A 15,306-nucleotide genomic window follows, 5' to 3' on the forward strand; every position below is an offset into this window, starting at 1 on the left:
GTTGTTATGCCAAGACAATCACCTATAGGAACACGGGTCGGTGCAAGTCAAGAAAGAGTGGTTCGTTGACTCTTGATCCGTGCATGGACAAAAGCAATGAATCCGGCACCAACCGATACAGACGTCCTGTTCCTTCCAAGACGGCAGTACCGGCTGTACATTTGATCGACTCCGTACTAGAAAGCCGCGAATCGGTTGTGATCATTGGCATCACCTTTCTTTTGCCACTCTTCCAACCTCTTCCTTATGCAGGAGGAAACAATGAACACATTGGATATCGTCTTTGTCATCATCCTGGGCACCCTATGCCTGCGGGGCATCTTCAGGGGCATGGTCCGGGAGATTGCATCTATTCTGGGGCTGGTGCTGGCCTTTGTTCTGGCCAACAAATTTCACGAGGAGTTGCTGCCCTCGATCCAAAAATTCATCGCAACACCCGGGTATGCCCGGGCAACCGCCTATCTGGTCATTTTCTTTGGCACCATGATTGCGGTGTTCGTTGTATCCACCCTGCTCAAGCACTTTCTCAAAATGATCATGCTCGGCTGGCTGGACCGACTGGGCGGGGGCGGACTGGGACTGGCCAAGGGCCTGCTCCTGTGCAGCGTTATCCTCATCGTCCTGACCACGTTTCTCTCCCCCAAAACATCCCTCCTCTCCACATCCAAAGTGGCCCCGTATATAGGCATGGTCAACAACGCCCTTGCGGGATTTCTGCCCGACAACATGCAGGATGAATTTCGTTCCAAAAGCTCCTCCCTCAAGGAACTCTGGCACGCCGACTGGATGGAAAAACTGAAACAAAAGCAGGAAGCATTGCGTGGAAACAACTAATACGAACATTCAACAGATCATTGATGTCATCGAACGTTTGGTCGCTCCCGACGGCTGTCCCTGGGACCGCCAACAAACGCCCGAAACCTTGTGTGACTATGTCATTGAAGAATGCTTCGAACTGGTGGAAGCCATTCGGGACAAGGATATTGACGGCATCAGGGAAGAACTCGGCGATGTCTTTTTTTTGCTGACGTTCATTGGCCAGTGGTACGCCCGGGCAGGCAATTTTTCCCTGGACCAGGTCTGGCAGGAAAACGCCGCCAAAATGATCCGCAGACACCCCCATGTTTTTGCTGATCAGGATATCACCACTGCTTCCCAACTCTACGCCAACTGGGAACGCATCAAAAAGCAGGAAAAGGCCGACCACGGAGATGGCCCCCAAAAGGTTTTTGCTTCACTGCCCAAAGCCCTTCCCCCGTTGCTGCGCGCCTACCGGATCAATTCCAAGGCCGCCCGGATCGGGTTTACCTGGGACAAGGACGAGGATCAGGAGACCAAGCTGCGTGAAGAATGGCAGGAGTGGCTCGAAGCCAAACAAAGCGGCGATCCCCGGCAGATGGAAGAGGAGTTCGGCGACTACCTCTTTGCACTCACGGAATACGGCCGCAGACATAATCTCAAGGCCAATACCTGTCTGAGCAGGGCCAACAAGAAATTTCTCGACAGGTTCGACAAGCTTGAGAACCTGGCCATTGAACGGGGATTGGACATCTCGGAGATGAGTCTTCAGGAAATGGATCAGCTCTGGGATACGATCAAGCAACAGGAAGACAAGTCCGGTTCGGATTGACCGAACAGACAACAGCCCTTGTTTCCTGCTGCACGGTCCTGGCAAGGAACTCCCGGATCCAGTTCCGGGATCCATCCGTGGCAAGGTTCCATCACCAGCACCTACTACCCTTCACCGGAGTGACGGGCAGATCCCGTCGACATATTCCGGCTCAAACGACCTGTCCCTTGTTCTCCAGGGCTGGTTCTCCCCCCTTGTGATCCTGTTTCTTTGCAAACTCTTCCAGGGTCACATTCTCCCGGCTTGCAACTGCGGACTGGTAAAAGGCATGCAAGGCCTGCTCCACATCGGCGTCCACCTCCCGCAGGGGTCGTGAACCGGGGCAGGTATCACAGGAAAGCATGGAACGGATGATCTCCATCAATGTCAATGACTGGGGAAGCCGATACAGGCCATACCCGTCCCCTTCCTCCCTGATGATCTGGACTACAAACCCCAGATGCACCAGTTCTTCCAGAATTTTGTTGGTATCCTTGAGGGAAAGGCGAATTTTGGGGGCCAGTACATGACTGGCAAGAGGAGGCTCGCCCAGTCGGGCAGCCCTTGCCAGCAGGGTCAGCAGTTCAAGAGCCGCCTGGATGCGCACAAGGGGAGTCATGGCCGTTCCCACCCCTCCCTTGTCGCTTTCCTTGAAATTCTGCATGGCATAACTGACCTCGGCACCCAGCAGCACAACCACCCAGCTCCAATACATGAGCAGAAACGCCAGAGGCACCTGGGCGAAACTTCCATAGATGGCATTGTACTGGCTGCCCTCCATGGACCTGCTGATGAAATACATCTGGGTGGATTGCAACAGGATACTGGAAACCAGAGCACCGATCAGAGCACTGCCAAACTTGACCTTGACGTTGGGGATGACCGTGTAGATGACAAAAAGCCCGAGAACCACGGGCAAAAGGGGGAGAACAAACCCGATGACCACCGCCCGGAATCCCCCGAGCATGGTTGCCCCCATGATCTGCTCAAGGACATGGGACTTCTGGAGATAGGCCGTGGTGCTCAGGGAAGTGATGACCAGAAAGGGACAGATGAGGATCAGGGTCAGATAATCCGTAAACTTGCGCACGGGTGTCCGCCCTGTGGTGACCCCCCAGATGACATTGAAGGATGATTCGATATTGTTGAACAGCAAAAAGACCGTGACAACAATGGAGGCCACCCCGATGATCCCCAGGGTTCCCACGTTGGTATTGTTGATATAGCCGATGACCTGATCCACCAGGTTGCTGTTCTGGGCAAATACACGGAGCAAAAGCTCCCGAATGTACATGGAATTCTGAAATCCGAGCCCCTTGGACACGGAAAAGGCCACAGCAAAAAAGGGAACAATGGCCAAGGCGGTTACATAGGTCAAGGCGGAAGCCCGCAATAGACAATTGTCATGCAGGAACCCCTGGACAACGGTCTCCCCCCACCATTTGAGAGAGATCAGCATCCGTGAACGGGTTGCCAAGGCGGCAACCCCCTTGACAACGTCACGCATCCTGTCGGTTGTGGCCATATTTCCCCCATGTAAAAGGGTTTTCCCTATGCTGCTTTCGGCATGCAGGATAGTTGCTTCCTGCAACCCTTGCCAACCCGACGAAGGCCGACGCCCCATGCCATCCCCAGATGGTTTCTTGTGAAGCCTCGCCCCTGCCTTGGTCCTCTCCTGCCTATGTCTTGCGGATCTGCTGGGCGAACCGTTCGAAATTCTCGTACTTGCCGATGCCCACCATGACATCCCCCTCTTCAAGCACTTCCCGGGGACCTGGATTGAAGATCATCCTTCCGCTCACCTTGCGAATGGCAATGATGATCAGATTGAACCTGGGCCGGATCCCCGAGGCGATCAGGTCCTTGCCAACCAGACCCGATCCCTTCTGGATCACGATCTCCTCCATCTGAAGTTCCTCGCCCTGTTGCGCCAGTTCAAGAAAATCGGTGACCGTTGGCCGAAGGGCCATCTGGGCCATGCGCAGCCCCCCGATCATGTGCGGAGTAAGGGCCTTGTTGGCACCGGCCATCATCAATTTTTGCACGGACCCTTCCTTGTCCGCCCGGGCAACAATATAGATGCCCGGATTGGTCTGGCGGGCGGTCAGGGTGACATAGACATTCTCGGCCACCTGATTCAGGCAGGCTATGAGCCCCCGTGCCCGGTCCAGTCCGGCCGCCATAAGCACCTCGTCCGAAGTCGCATCCCCCTCAATGGTCAGAACCTCTTTGCCCTTGAGTTTATCCACCTGAGCGGGATCGCTCTCAATGACAACAATGGGCCATCCATCAGCCATGATCTCCCGGGTGACCACGCTCCCGATCCGCCCGTATCCGCAAACAATAAAATGATCCTGCAATGTGTCGATGATCTTTTGCACCTTGCGTCTCCCCCATACATCCTGAATCTTTCCCTCGACCAAAAACTGGGTGAAAGCCCCCACCAGATAGGCAAAGGTGCCGACCCCGAGAAGAATCAGGGTCGAGGTCAGAAGCCGTCCTGTCTCCGAAAGCTCATGTGTTTCCGTGAATCCAACCGTGGAAAGGGTGATGACCACCTGGTAGAAGCTGTCGAGGAATCCCCACCCTTCCACATGCATATAGATGAAAAGACCATACAGGAATACCAGAAAAAAAACAAAACACCCCATGACAAAAGGGAGAAAACTCCCGTACCGGAGCTTGAGCTGATAATAATAGGCAGCAAATGATTTCTTGTGCATGGGTACCCTGTGATGTCTGAAAAGCGTATCTCCGGGATCAGGCATCTTCCTTGTTCAAGGCCGCAATCCTGTCTCGGAGCTGGGCCGCCACTTCGAATTCCAATTCCTTGGCCGCCTGACGCATGAGTCGCTCCAATCTTTTGATTTCCCGAGCCTTTTCCCTGGGCTTGCCCCGGTAGGCTGCAGCGGTTTCAGCCAGGGACCCTTCTGCAGCATCCTGGACCTCACTGCGGAGTTCATACAGGATATTCTTGACCGGCTCCTTGCGAATGGTCCTGGGCACGATCCCCTGTTCCCGGTTAAAGGCTTCCTGTTTCTCCCTGCGCCGATTGCACTCATCCATGGCCGTTCGCATGGAATCGGTGACACGGTCCGCATACATGATCACCCGGCCATGGACATTGCGTGCGGCCCGACCAAAGGTCTGGATAAGGGATCTGTTGGAACGCAGAAAACCTTCCTTGTCCGCATCCAGAATGGCCACCAGGGATACCTCGGGCAGGTCCAGACCTTCGCGCAGCAGGTTGATCCCCACCAGCACGGCAAACTCCCCCTTTTGCAGGGCCTGGAGAATGGCCACCCGTTCCAGGGTATCGATATCCGAATGCATATACCGGGCTTGGATTCCCCGTGTCTGCAAAAACTCGGTCAGGTCTTCGGCCATCCGCTTGGTCAGTGTGGTCACCAGAATCCGTTCATCCTGCTCCATACGCGCGAAACATTCACTCATGAGGTCGTCCATCTGCCCCTGTGTCGGTCTGACCTCCACAATGGGATCCAGCAGGCCCGTGGGCCGAATGACCTGTTCAACCACCAGCCCCTGGGCACGCTCCAGTTCCCATGGGCCTGGCGTTGCTGAAACATAGACGGTTTGATGGATCCTGTCCAAGAATTCCTCAAAGCACAACGGGCGGTTATCCAAGGCGCTGGGAAGACGGAATCCGAAATCCACCAGAGTCTGCTTTCTGGACCGGTCTCCATTGAACATACCACCTATCTGGGAGACAGTAATGTGGGACTCGTCCACAAAAAGCAGGAAGTCATCGGGAAAATAATCCAGCAGGGTTGCAGGGGGTTGGCCGGGGCGGCGGTTGTCTAGGTGAAGGGAATAGTTTTCAATACCGTTGCAATAGCCCAGCTCCTCAATCATCTCCAGATCCAGCTGGGTCTTCTGTTCCAAACGCTGGGCCTCCACAAGGCGATTGTTCTCCTGAAAAAAGGCCAGCCTCTTTCTGAGCTCCTCCCGGATATCCCCCATGGCCCGGTTCAGGTTGTCCCTGTCGGAGACATAATGGCTGGCCGGGTAGATGACTGTCTTGGCCAAGCGATCCTTGACCTCTCCGGTCAGGGGATCGGTCGTGTAGATGCCGTCGATTTCGTCTCCGAAAAACTCGATGCGCAAGGCCTGTTCATGTTCATAGGCGGGAATGATCTCCAGAACATCTCCCCGGATGCGAAAGGTGCCCCGGTGGAAATCATAGTCGTTGCGCTCATACTGGACGTCAACCAGCCGTTCGATAATGGACTCCATGCTCACCAGATCGCCCTGCTCCACGGGGATAAGCATCTTGGCATAGTATTCGGGGGAACCCAGCCCGTAGATGCAGGAAACCGAGGCCACAATGATCACGTCCCGTCTGGTCAACAGGGCATGGGTGGCAGCGTGACGCAATTTGTCGATGTCCTCGTTGATGGACGAATCCTTTTCAATATACACATCCGAATGGGGCAGGTAGGCTTCGGGCTGATAATAATCGTAATAGCTGACAAAATATTCCACTGCATTGTGGGGAAACAGGGAGGAAAATTCCGTGTACAATTGGGCAGCCAGGGTCTTGTTGGGGGCCATGACCAGGGTGGGACGATTTGTTTTGGCAATGACGTTGGCCATGGTAAAGGTCTTGCCCGATCCTGTCACGCCCAGGAGGATCTGATCCTTCACCCCCTTGTTGATATTGCCAACCAGATCCTCAATGGCTTGGGGCTGGTCTCCGCGGGGCGAAAAGGGACTGACGAGTTGAAAAGGAATGTCTTGCAATCGATTGGTCATGACACATCAAGGGGCTTGGATGAAGAAGGTTGGGTTCATGCTGCAAAAAAACGTTTCCCAAGGACATCCCCATGCACAAGAATGGGGAGCATGCTATTTGATCAAGCAGGGTGTATTCCGGTGTGCAACAGGGTTCACTATGCGGGATGAAGAAAAAAATTTTTCCTTGTCGGTCTGATGCAATTGACATACTGGCAGATGGACCCATCAAGGCACACGGTATACATCCGTAAAGGACGACGTGTGCCTGCCAAGAGCAAGGACGGCCAGGAAACAGTCTGGGCAAATCAGGCAATCCAGGGATTGATACGAGGCCGATGGCAAGAGACTTTGCGGTCTGTGTTGGAAACAGCTTAGGGCCATAGTCAACAAGAGCGCTCCATGGCAAGGACAAGTGCGCCTCTTTCTGGCTGAAAACCACAAGGCACGGCGTTTACCTTTCCCTCCTCATGGCCAGGTGAACCCGCATGTTGATCAATACCACGCATTTTGATGCTCACACCTGCATCTTCAGGACCCGCATCCATGACAACCCTACCTGACAATGTCCACACGATTCTTCTGGACCGGGACGGCACACTCATTCGTGAATGCCACTATCTCAAGGATCCCCACAAGGTCCGACTCATACCGGGAGTTGCCGCACCCATGCGCCGTCTAAGGGAACAAGGTGTGCGCTTCTACCTGGTTACCAATCAAAGCGGCATCGGACGAGGCTATTTTTCCATGCAGGACTTCCAGGCCGTGCAGAAGCGACTCAGGGAACTCCTGCGTGACCAGGGAATCACGCTGGCCGGAGAGGCATTCTGTCCCCACACCCCCCAAGACGCCTGCTCATGCAGAAAGCCTGCAACCGGCATGTGGAAACACCTTGCAGCCAGAGACCATCTCGATCCCCGAACAACAGTGATGATAGGTGACAAACGGGCTGATATTGCCTTCGGGCTGAACGCGTCCCTCTACACGATTCTTGTATTAACCGGCCACGGTCGCAAGGAAGCCCAGGCCCTGGAGATCCCTTTACCGGATCAAGGAGTTATGGAACTGCAAACCAGATCCGATCAGGCCCCTCACGCCGTGGCAACCGATTTGGGAGAAGCGCTTTCCTGGATTGCAAGGCGGATGCAGCAAAGGTGAACTGAGAAATATGGATCCATCCGTCCACGATACACCCATAAACGTCCGGGAAAAAGCCCACAAGATTGTTCCCGCTTAAAACACCGATTGCTTCTTGTTGAGGTCAATCCGGCGGGAGCACCAAGATGGTGAACCTGCCAGCGGCCAACCGTTTCCTGCAACACATCTCATGCAAGACCTGCTGCACGACCATCAGGAAAATCATTCCCCATCAGCCCCCGTATATTCGCTATCAACCCAGAATTACAATAATTTTTTCTCTTGGTGCTCAAGTTGCTACAAACAGGCATATCGTCACCAAAACGGCATTTTTTTGACAGCATTTACAGCACCCACCACGAGGAGCGTTTCATGCGTCTTTGCAAACGGGTGAGAATGTCGCCGCTTGAGTACGAAAATCGCCAGGTCGCCCAGCGAGAAGCTTAACGGGATTTTCACTAGGTTGTTGCAGGATCAAGATTCCAAGGCTGCCGAAACAAGAAGAACTTTATCACCATGATCTACCTGATTGTGGCTCCGATTCAGATTTTGGTTGCCACATGAACTCCACACAACACGTCGAACAACCTATTATAATTGGATATCATATCAAGAAGGTTATATTAAATGACTGATAAAAAAAACGAGAATAAACGTCCTTTAGTCACCTTTGCCCTTTTTGCCTACAATCATGAAGAATTCATCCATAAAGCTGTAATCGGCGCCTTATCTCAAACCTACAGTCCTCTTGAGATTATCCTCTCCGATGATTGCTCCTCAGATAGCACCTTCGAAATCATGCAGAAAATGGCCGCAGAATATAATGGACCACATACTGTGATTTTGAATAGGAACGAGAAAAATTTAGGGATTGGTGGTCATGTAAATAAAGTGATGGACTTATCAACAGGAGAATTGATTGTTGCCGCTGCTGGTGATGATATATCGTACCCTATTAGGGTAGAAACATTAGTGGACCAGTGGAGTTTAAATAATTATGTCGCTGATTCATTACATTCTCAGGTTATGCGTATCACTAAAGATGGAAAGTACAAGGGATCTTGGAAAACAGAAAACTGTTTAAGTTCAGATCCACGAGATTTTGTAAGTCAATGTATAATTATAGGTGCTTCTCACGCATGGACAAGAAGAGTATTTGAACGCTTTGGCCATTTAAATACAGATATTATCCACGAAGATAGAACAATAGGATTTAGATCTAGTCTCTCTGGTGGTGTTCTTTTCGTAGATAAACCACTTGTTCGATATAGAGAAGGTGGAATTTCTCAAAATGGTTACACCCAACTTAAGATTAATTTATCTCAACAAATTCTTCATGCTCATATTTTGTTACTTGATTGCATGCAACAATATAAAGACTATATTAAAATCAATAATAATGATGTTAGAATCTTAAGTGCAATACAAACTGAAATTGAATACAACATGTCTTCTCAGATTGTTGCAATTAACTCTGACCTAAATTGAGCGATTTTTATTTTGTTCGTCCTCAAATGATCGGCACATACTTAATTTTAAAAATTCTGGTGTGCAATCATCAATAAAATGATATTTATGTTGTAGAATTATGCGAAGCTACGTTATCAAGATAATTTTTCCTTATTTTCTTGTTTTCTGGACGATCTAATCCTAGGAAAGAAATATTTTTTGTAATTTTATATCTTCAAAGCGAGATGGTTATTGGAGAAGCTGACATGCTTCTTCAGAGTTGTTCAAATTTCATTGAAATCCATACTTTTTTTGACACATTGAATATTTTACTCCTGCATGATTAACAATCCTTCAAGCGCTAACGATCAATTTACATCTGAATGTTTCGACACATGTGCATATTGGCAATACGTCGAAGGTGACGTTTTGTTTAAACGACTCAAACAAAAATAGCGTAATGATTCTCAATATATACAGCGCGCAATTTGGTTTGAATTTTTTTAGAGGGAGCTGTTCATCCTGTAATTGCTTAAAATTGCGAAAATTCAATTCGTCGTTCCCTCGCCCGTGGTAGGTATTGATCAAAATTTCAGGGCAAAAAAGATCTTCGTGTCCAATCTTTCGCAAACCTTCGTCTATCGCCTCTCCGGTACCGATATTGGTGTAAATGACCGAGCATGGACAAGCAAGCGGTAAAAGGAGCTCGCCGTCTTTGGTGAGTGGTCGGGTAAGAAATGCCTTCCAGAATCACTGTTCAGGACTTGCAAGTATCGTCCAAATTACCCGGAGAAGCCTTTCGAAACCCTGGAGGCCGCCCGGGAATGGGTGGGCCAATTCGTGGATTGGTATAACACGGTGCATCTTCACAGTGGGCTGCGGTTTGTGACTCCGGAGGACCGTCACCAGGGGCGTGACAAGCAGATCCTGGGTGCACGGCATGATCTCTACTTGGCTGCCCGAAAAAATCGACCAGAGCGATGGTCGGGAAAAACTCGAAATAGGTCTATTGTCGGCGAGGTGAAACTCAACCCCAAAGACCACAAGCAATCACCCGAAAAGATTGTTGCGTAATCGGGGAAAAAAGCGACAACTTCTTTGACAATTACCGCCAGGAAAGCAAAATGAAACCCGAAAGTCGAGTAAATTATCTAAAAAAAATTGGAAGTTTTTCCTGTAAAAAAGTCGTTTGGCTTGACAAAGCAAACCAACAAAAAATCAAAATTATTGCTAATGCACAAGATTGTATGACGTATGGACCTAAGGACGTTAGAGAAAGACAAGAAAAAGCTCATGTCAGAAGTCCTATTATTTTTTTATATGAGTTTGAAAATGCATGTGTCACGAGTCGGTCTTCAAGCATAATATCTGGGGATACAGTTTATATTGAAAGGATTAAACATATTGGAAATGATATTGCTGATTATAAAGCAGGTTTTATTATCGGACACGACACTGAAAGGGCAATAATTGATACAACTATCGATTTCGAGATAGATTGCGCTATTTTTTTAGGTGGTAACGGATCGTGGAATTATTATCATTGGATGATTGAGATCTTGCCTAAACTTTATTACTATGAAAAAATAGGAATATTAAGAGATGGTGTTACAATATTAGTTCCTGAAGAAGCAAAAAAAATTGATTCATTTAACAAGATGCTTAAAGAAGCGTTAAACGGTTATAACGTTAATTTAATTTATATGAAATCAGGCAGTGTATATAAAGTTGGCAGTCTAAAGACCGTCACTACAGCAAATAATGTTGTTTTTAATTGTCGACGATTAATTTTTGATATTAATTTCTGTTTTTTTCGAAAAGATGCATTAGAATATACGAAAAAGAATGCAATACAATCAATACCTTTTAACTATAAATTCAATAAAAGTAAAATATGTAAAAAAATTTTTTTAGCACGAAAGGAAAGCAGTAATCGTAATTATAATCAAAAAGAAATACAAATTGTGTTGCAAAATTTTGGATTTAAAACAATCTTTATGGAAGACTTAACACTTCAAGAACAAATTATTGCTTTTATGCAAGCCGAATTTATTATTGGTCCATCAGGAGCAGCATGGACTAATATTATTTTTTGCAGACCTGGGACTAAAGCGTTGTCATGGTTGCCTGAAAAAATAAAAAATTTTTCAGTATTTTCTTCTTTGGCAGTATACTCAAAAGTCAATATGTATTTCTTTTTTTGCAAATCGTATAGTAATTATTTACACGGGAGATACTACGTTTCCCCAAAAGAATTAAAAAATTTAATAAATTTTTTGGATCGCTAATGTTTAAGGTGGCCCCAAAACGCTGGGCAGGTAGAGGCTCCATTAAGTGGTTCTTCGACGTTTTGTGTGGAATTGACCGATCGTATCGAGTTTGGGTAGCCCTCCCCCTCAGGAGGATGATTCATGCTTGCTGAACAAATTTTTGCCTTGGGTCTTGGCCTTACGCGCCGTGGGAAGTTACGAGCCAACGCCTTGATACTGTCCATACACCAACCAAACTCCACCTGGAGATCGGTGCCGACCGTGGAGCGCTGTACCCGTGTCCGGAGTGTGGAGCCATGTGCAAGGCTCATGACTTCAAGGAGTACACGTGGCGGCATCTCAACTTTTTTCAGCACCATTGTTACCTCACCGCCCGAGTCCCAAGGATTAATTGTTCGGAACACGGCATCCGTCGGGTGGACGTTCCCTGGGCCAGAAAAGGCAGTCGTTTTACCTTGCTCTTTGAGCAGGTGGTCATGAGTCTTGTTCGCGAGATGCCGATCAATGCTGTTGCTCGTCACGTCGGGGTCACAGACAAACGATTATGGCGTATCGTATACCACTATGTTTCCAAAGCCATTGAGACTCTTGATCTCAAAGATCTCAAGGCGATCGGGCTGGATGAAACAGCCTCCAAGCGTGGTTATAATTACATCACGGTCTTCATTGATCTGGATTGATCCGACAAACCCGTGATTTTTGCCACTCCAGGCAAAGGCAAGGAATGCCTGACCAAGTTTTGCGAGTTTATCAGGGCACATAAAGGTCATCCCGAGAATATTGCCGAAGTTGTCTGCGACATGTCCCCTGCGTTCCTCTCGGCCGTCGAAAAGGAGTTCAAGTCCGCTTCGGTGACGGTCGACTGGTTCCATGTTGTCCAGCTTTTCACCAAGGCCGTCGATGATGTCCGGAAACTTGAGGGCAGACAGACAAAGCTTCCAGATCACACCCGTTGGGCCGTACTCAAAGGCGCTGAGAAAAAACGCACGCAAAACCAGGAGAATGCTCTTCTTGAGCTCGCTGAACAGGGCTTTGCTACCGCCAAGGCCTACCGCGTCAAAGAACTCTTACGCTGGATTCGCCGGGCCGAATCAAGGCAGGCTGCCAAGTGGCGCATTACCCATTTTCTCAAGCATGCAACCGAGTATACCGCGGATTGTCCACTTCTGGAGCCAGTAAGAAATGCCTTGGCCAGTTTTGAGAGGCACATGCCACGCATCCTCCATCGCTGGCATTCCCTGCACACCAATGCAAGGCTCGAAGGCTTCAATGGCCTGTTCCAAGCGGCAAGGGCCAGAGCCCGAGGTTACCGAAACGTGGAGAACTTTATCACCATGGCCTACCTGATTGCGGCTCCGATTCAGATCCTGGTTGCTACATGAATTCCACACAAAACGTCGAAGAACCAAAATTATGAACAAAAAAAAATTCCTGAACGAAATTGAAGAAATCATCGAAGTTGATGCCGAGACCCTGTCCGGCGATGAGCTACTCGAAGACCTGGAAGACTGGGACTCTCTCGCTGTCATGGGCTTCATAGCCATGGTGGACAGGCAGTTCTCGATGACTCTTGACGCGGAAAAAATAGGTCAGTGCAAAAGTGTCAACGACCTGTGCGGTCTTCTGGGAGACAAGGTTTCCAAATGACTGATGTCGGAAAACAGGGTCTGGATTTTGGCGGACGCCGGGTGCTCATCACCGGGGCCTCATCGGGAATCGGTCGTGCTGCAGCCATAGTGCTATCCTCTTTGGGAGCAGACATTGTCCTTTGCGGGCGTGATGAAAAACGTCTCGAGGAGACCCTTGATGCCATGAACGATGGCCAGCATATCATGGCACCGTTCGATCTTGCCGAAGATTTGGAGGGGATTCCGGACTGGTTGAAGTACATCACGGGCGAACACGGTCCGTTGAACGGGCTTGTTCACTGTGCGGGAATCGAATCAACCATTCCTGTACGTCAGGTTGATCCTGAATCCATAGAGAATGTTCTGCGGATCAATACGAAGGCAGCACTTCTCCTTGCAAAGGGAGTGTGCAGCAAAAAAAGTTTTCGTCTCCCTTGCAGCATTGTTTTTATCTCTTCCGTTATGGCCATAGCAGGCCGACCGGCTAGAAGCATTTATAGTGCCAGCAAAGGAGCATTGAACGCAATGGCAAGGTCTCTTGCCATTGAGCTGGCCCGGAAAAACATCCGGGTAAATACCATTTGTCCAGGACAGGTCCAGACAGAAATGGATGAGGCCATGCGGCAAAGAATGGGGGTGAAGCTCTACGAACAGATCGTTGAAGCACACCCGCTTGGTTTGGGAAAGCCCGAAGATATTGCCTCCAGCATCGCCTTTCTTCTATCCGACATGTCCCGCTGGATTACAGGTACCAGCCTTGTCGTGGATGGCGGATACACGGCCATTTGAAGCAGAATTGTGCTGAAGATTCTGTTTACAGTATTTATCATTCTGTTTTTTCTAATAAAATACGTGAATTAAAAGCAAAGAACAAAGCTGGGATAATCGATGAACGCGAAAGTGAAGGCCATTGAGTATTATTTGCCAAAAGGGACGCTGGACAACGAGGAACTGGAAGCGATCTATGATGGCTGGTCTGCCGGAAAGATTGAAAAGAAAACCGGCATCCGTGTCCGCCATATTGCGGGTGAGCATGAAACCGCATCAGATCTTGGCTATCATGCGGCAATGAAATTGTTTGAATCAGGGGCGATCACTCCGGATGAGATTGATTTTATCCTGTTCTGTTCCGAAAGTCCGGATTACCCGATTCCCCCTTGTGCCTGTGTGCTCCAGGACAGATTGAATATCCCGAATACAGCCGGGGCGTTGGATTTCAATCTGGGATGCTCCGGTTTCGTGTATGGACTCGGGCTTGCCCAGGGGCTGATCGCTTCGGGCCAGGCAAAAAATATGCTTTTGATCACATCTGAAACCTATTCCAAGTATATCCATCCTGACGACAAGAGCGTTCGGACTATTTTTGGTGATGGCGCGGCTGCAACGTTGATAACGGCAAGCAAGGAGCAGCAGATCGGCCCGTTTGTCTATGGAACGGACGGCTCAGGGTTCTCCAACCTGATTATGACCAAAGGTGGAACCCGTTCTCAATCATCGATCGATTCATTGCAACTTTCCGAGAAAACGCAATTTCCGGACAACCTGTTTATGAACGGTCCTGAAATTTTCAACTTCACGATCAAAGCCGTACCTACCGCCATAAATCAACTTCTTGAAAAGGCTAAGATGGGTCTGGATGACATTGATTACTTTGTGTTCCACCAGGCAAACAAATATATGGTGGAGCATTTAAGGCAGAAGATCGGCATCGATAAGAACAAGTTTTTCATTGATATTCTTGAAACAGGTAACACCGTATCTGCATCCGTGCCTATCGCCCTGAGCAAGGCGGTTACAAAGGGGGTAATCAAAGCCGGAGATCTTGTTTTGGTTATAGGGTATGGTGTTGGGTATTCGTGGGGAACGACGTTGATACGATGGGAAGGGTAAGGGGACGTAGGAGTGATCATAAGTAATCATCAGGTATATCTCCGTAGCGTACAGTTGGAGGATGCTGAATTTATCGTGAAATTACGGACTGACGCTAAAAATGCTCGCTTTATATCAAAGACGAGTCCCATAGTTGAAGATCAGAAACTTTGGTTGGAAAAATACAAAGAAAGAGAAACGCATAAAAAAGAGTTTTACTTTCTCGGTCATACGCTCGACAACAGCCCTTTCGGTACCACGAGACTTTATAATTTCAACAGCAAGACTTTTACAAATGGTAGCTGGGTTGTTCTTGCCAACACAAATCCAAAATACTCAATTATGATTGACTTACTTGTGCGAAGTTATGCCTTTAATGAAATGGATTTTGATACCTGTTTTTTTGATGTGAGGAAACAGAATAAAAAGGTTATAAAGTATCATAGCCGATTGGGGGCACAATTTGAGTACTCCAACGAATTGGATAATTTTTATACAATAAAAAAATGTGACTTTTTTGATTCACTCAAGAAAATGGTCAGCATAGGTTTCTTGAAAGAAGAAGATCTACAATACACTGTGAGCGAATAAA

At 48.6% G+C, this 15,306-nt stretch carries 13 protein-coding genes and 1 pseudogene; 11 read left to right on the forward strand and 3 right to left on the reverse strand.

Features of this window, described 5'->3' with window-relative positions:
- Positions 1-261 precede the first annotated feature (261 nt).
- Together DPF_RS10435 and mazG are read left to right on the forward strand one after the other, a co-directional pair.
- Positions 262-834: a CvpA family protein gene (locus DPF_RS10435; RefSeq protein ID WP_069859600.1), complete on the forward strand. Its 573-nt coding sequence runs from the start codon at positions 262-264 to the stop codon at positions 832-834.
- Entirely contained in the window at positions 821-1,630 is an 810-nt protein-coding gene (gene mazG / locus DPF_RS10440; RefSeq protein WP_069859601.1) for a nucleoside triphosphate pyrophosphohydrolase, read from the forward strand. Before DPF_RS10435 ends, mazG begins: the two co-directional genes overlap by 14 nt.
- Before the next feature lie 151 nt (positions 1,631-1,781).
- Here the strand turns inward: mazG and DPF_RS10445 are convergent, their stop codons facing one another.
- The 3 genes from DPF_RS10445 to uvrB form a co-directional block, all read right to left on the reverse strand.
- Positions 1,782-3,134 (reverse strand): YhjD/YihY/BrkB family envelope integrity protein, encoded by a 1,353-nt coding sequence (locus tag DPF_RS10445; RefSeq protein ID WP_069859602.1) that lies wholly within the window; start codon positions 3,132-3,134, stop codon positions 1,782-1,784.
- A gap of 154 nt (positions 3,135-3,288) precedes the next feature.
- A complete protein-coding gene (locus DPF_RS10450) occupies positions 3,289-4,332 on the reverse strand; it encodes a potassium channel family protein (RefSeq protein ID WP_069859800.1) in 1,044 nt (347 codons plus the stop codon).
- A gap of 37 nt (positions 4,333-4,369) precedes the next feature.
- Positions 4,370-6,382 (reverse strand): excinuclease ABC subunit UvrB, encoded by a 2,013-nt coding sequence (gene uvrB, locus DPF_RS10455; protein ID WP_069859603.1) that lies wholly within the window; start codon positions 6,380-6,382, stop codon positions 4,370-4,372.
- Positions 6,383-6,907: 525 nt separating this feature from the next.
- Between uvrB and DPF_RS10460 the strand changes: the two genes are divergently transcribed.
- The 9 genes and pseudogenes from DPF_RS10460 (at position 6,908) to DPF_RS10500 (ending at position 15,305) form a co-directional block, all read left to right on the forward strand.
- Positions 6,908-7,519 carry a D-glycero-alpha-D-manno-heptose-1,7-bisphosphate 7-phosphatase gene (locus DPF_RS10460; protein WP_069859604.1) on the forward strand — a complete coding sequence of 204 codons (612 nt, stop codon included), beginning with the start codon at positions 6,908-6,910 and terminating at the stop codon, positions 7,517-7,519.
- 606 nt (positions 7,520-8,125) lie between these two features.
- On the forward strand, positions 8,126-8,986 hold the full coding sequence (locus DPF_RS10470; RefSeq protein WP_069859606.1) for a glycosyltransferase: 861 nt from the start codon (positions 8,126-8,128) through the stop codon (positions 8,984-8,986).
- Positions 8,987-9,700: 714 nt separating this feature from the next.
- Positions 9,701-10,021, forward strand: a complete 321-nt coding sequence (locus DPF_RS13775; RefSeq protein ID WP_083254643.1) for an integrase core domain-containing protein — start codon at positions 9,701-9,703, stop codon at positions 10,019-10,021.
- Positions 10,022-10,071: 50 nt separating this feature from the next.
- Positions 10,072-11,235: a glycosyltransferase family 61 protein gene (locus DPF_RS10475; protein WP_069859607.1), complete on the forward strand. Its 1,164-nt coding sequence runs from the start codon at positions 10,072-10,074 to the stop codon at positions 11,233-11,235.
- A gap of 123 nt (positions 11,236-11,358) precedes the next feature.
- Positions 11,359-12,599, forward strand: a pseudogene (locus DPF_RS10480) (ISL3 family transposase).
- A gap of 31 nt (positions 12,600-12,630) precedes the next feature.
- The gene (locus tag DPF_RS10485; RefSeq protein WP_069859608.1) at positions 12,631-12,864 is read left to right on the forward strand and encodes an acyl carrier protein; all 234 of its coding nucleotides are present in this window, start codon (positions 12,631-12,633) and stop codon (positions 12,862-12,864) included.
- Positions 12,861-13,634, forward strand: a complete 774-nt coding sequence (locus DPF_RS10490; protein ID WP_069859609.1) for an SDR family NAD(P)-dependent oxidoreductase — start codon at positions 12,861-12,863, stop codon at positions 13,632-13,634. Before DPF_RS10485 ends, DPF_RS10490 begins: the two co-directional genes overlap by 4 nt.
- Before the next feature lie 99 nt (positions 13,635-13,733).
- Entirely contained in the window at positions 13,734-14,735 is a 1,002-nt protein-coding gene (locus tag DPF_RS10495; protein ID WP_069859610.1) for a 3-oxoacyl-ACP synthase III family protein, read from the forward strand.
- Between the two features lie 12 nt (positions 14,736-14,747).
- Entirely contained in the window at positions 14,748-15,305 is a 558-nt protein-coding gene (locus tag DPF_RS10500) for a GNAT family N-acetyltransferase (protein WP_069859611.1), read from the forward strand.
- Position 15,306 lies beyond the last annotated feature (1 nt).

The sequence above is a fragment of the Desulfoplanes formicivorans genome (assembly GCF_001748225.1).
In the GTDB taxonomy this organism is placed as follows: domain Bacteria; phylum Desulfobacterota; class Desulfovibrionia; order Desulfovibrionales; family Desulfomicrobiaceae; genus Desulfoplanes; species Desulfoplanes formicivorans.

Excerpts from the sequence above, each read along its gene's own strand:
- DPF_RS10435 (WP_069859600.1), top strand. The coding sequence starts at position 262 with ATGAACACATTGGATATCGTCTTTGTCATCATCCTGGGCACCCTATGC.
- DPF_RS10445 (WP_069859602.1), bottom strand. The coding sequence starts at position 3,134 with ATGGCCACAACCGACAGGATGCGTGACGTTGTCAAGGGGGTTGCCGCC.
- DPF_RS10450 (WP_069859800.1), bottom strand. The coding sequence starts at position 4,332 with ATGCACAAGAAATCATTTGCTGCCTATTATTATCAGCTCAAGCTCCGG.
- uvrB (WP_069859603.1), bottom strand. The coding sequence starts at position 6,382 with ATGACCAATCGATTGCAAGACATTCCTTTTCAACTCGTCAGTCCCTTT.
- DPF_RS10460 (WP_069859604.1), top strand. The coding sequence starts at position 6,908 with ATGACAACCCTACCTGACAATGTCCACACGATTCTTCTGGACCGGGAC.
- DPF_RS10470 (WP_069859606.1), top strand. The coding sequence starts at position 8,126 with ATGACTGATAAAAAAAACGAGAATAAACGTCCTTTAGTCACCTTTGCC.
- DPF_RS10475 (WP_069859607.1), top strand. The coding sequence starts at position 10,072 with ATGAAACCCGAAAGTCGAGTAAATTATCTAAAAAAAATTGGAAGTTTT.
- DPF_RS10485 (WP_069859608.1), top strand. The coding sequence starts at position 12,631 with ATGAACAAAAAAAAATTCCTGAACGAAATTGAAGAAATCATCGAAGTT.
- DPF_RS10490 (WP_069859609.1), top strand. The coding sequence starts at position 12,861 with ATGACTGATGTCGGAAAACAGGGTCTGGATTTTGGCGGACGCCGGGTG.
- DPF_RS10495 (WP_069859610.1), top strand. The coding sequence starts at position 13,734 with ATGAACGCGAAAGTGAAGGCCATTGAGTATTATTTGCCAAAAGGGACG.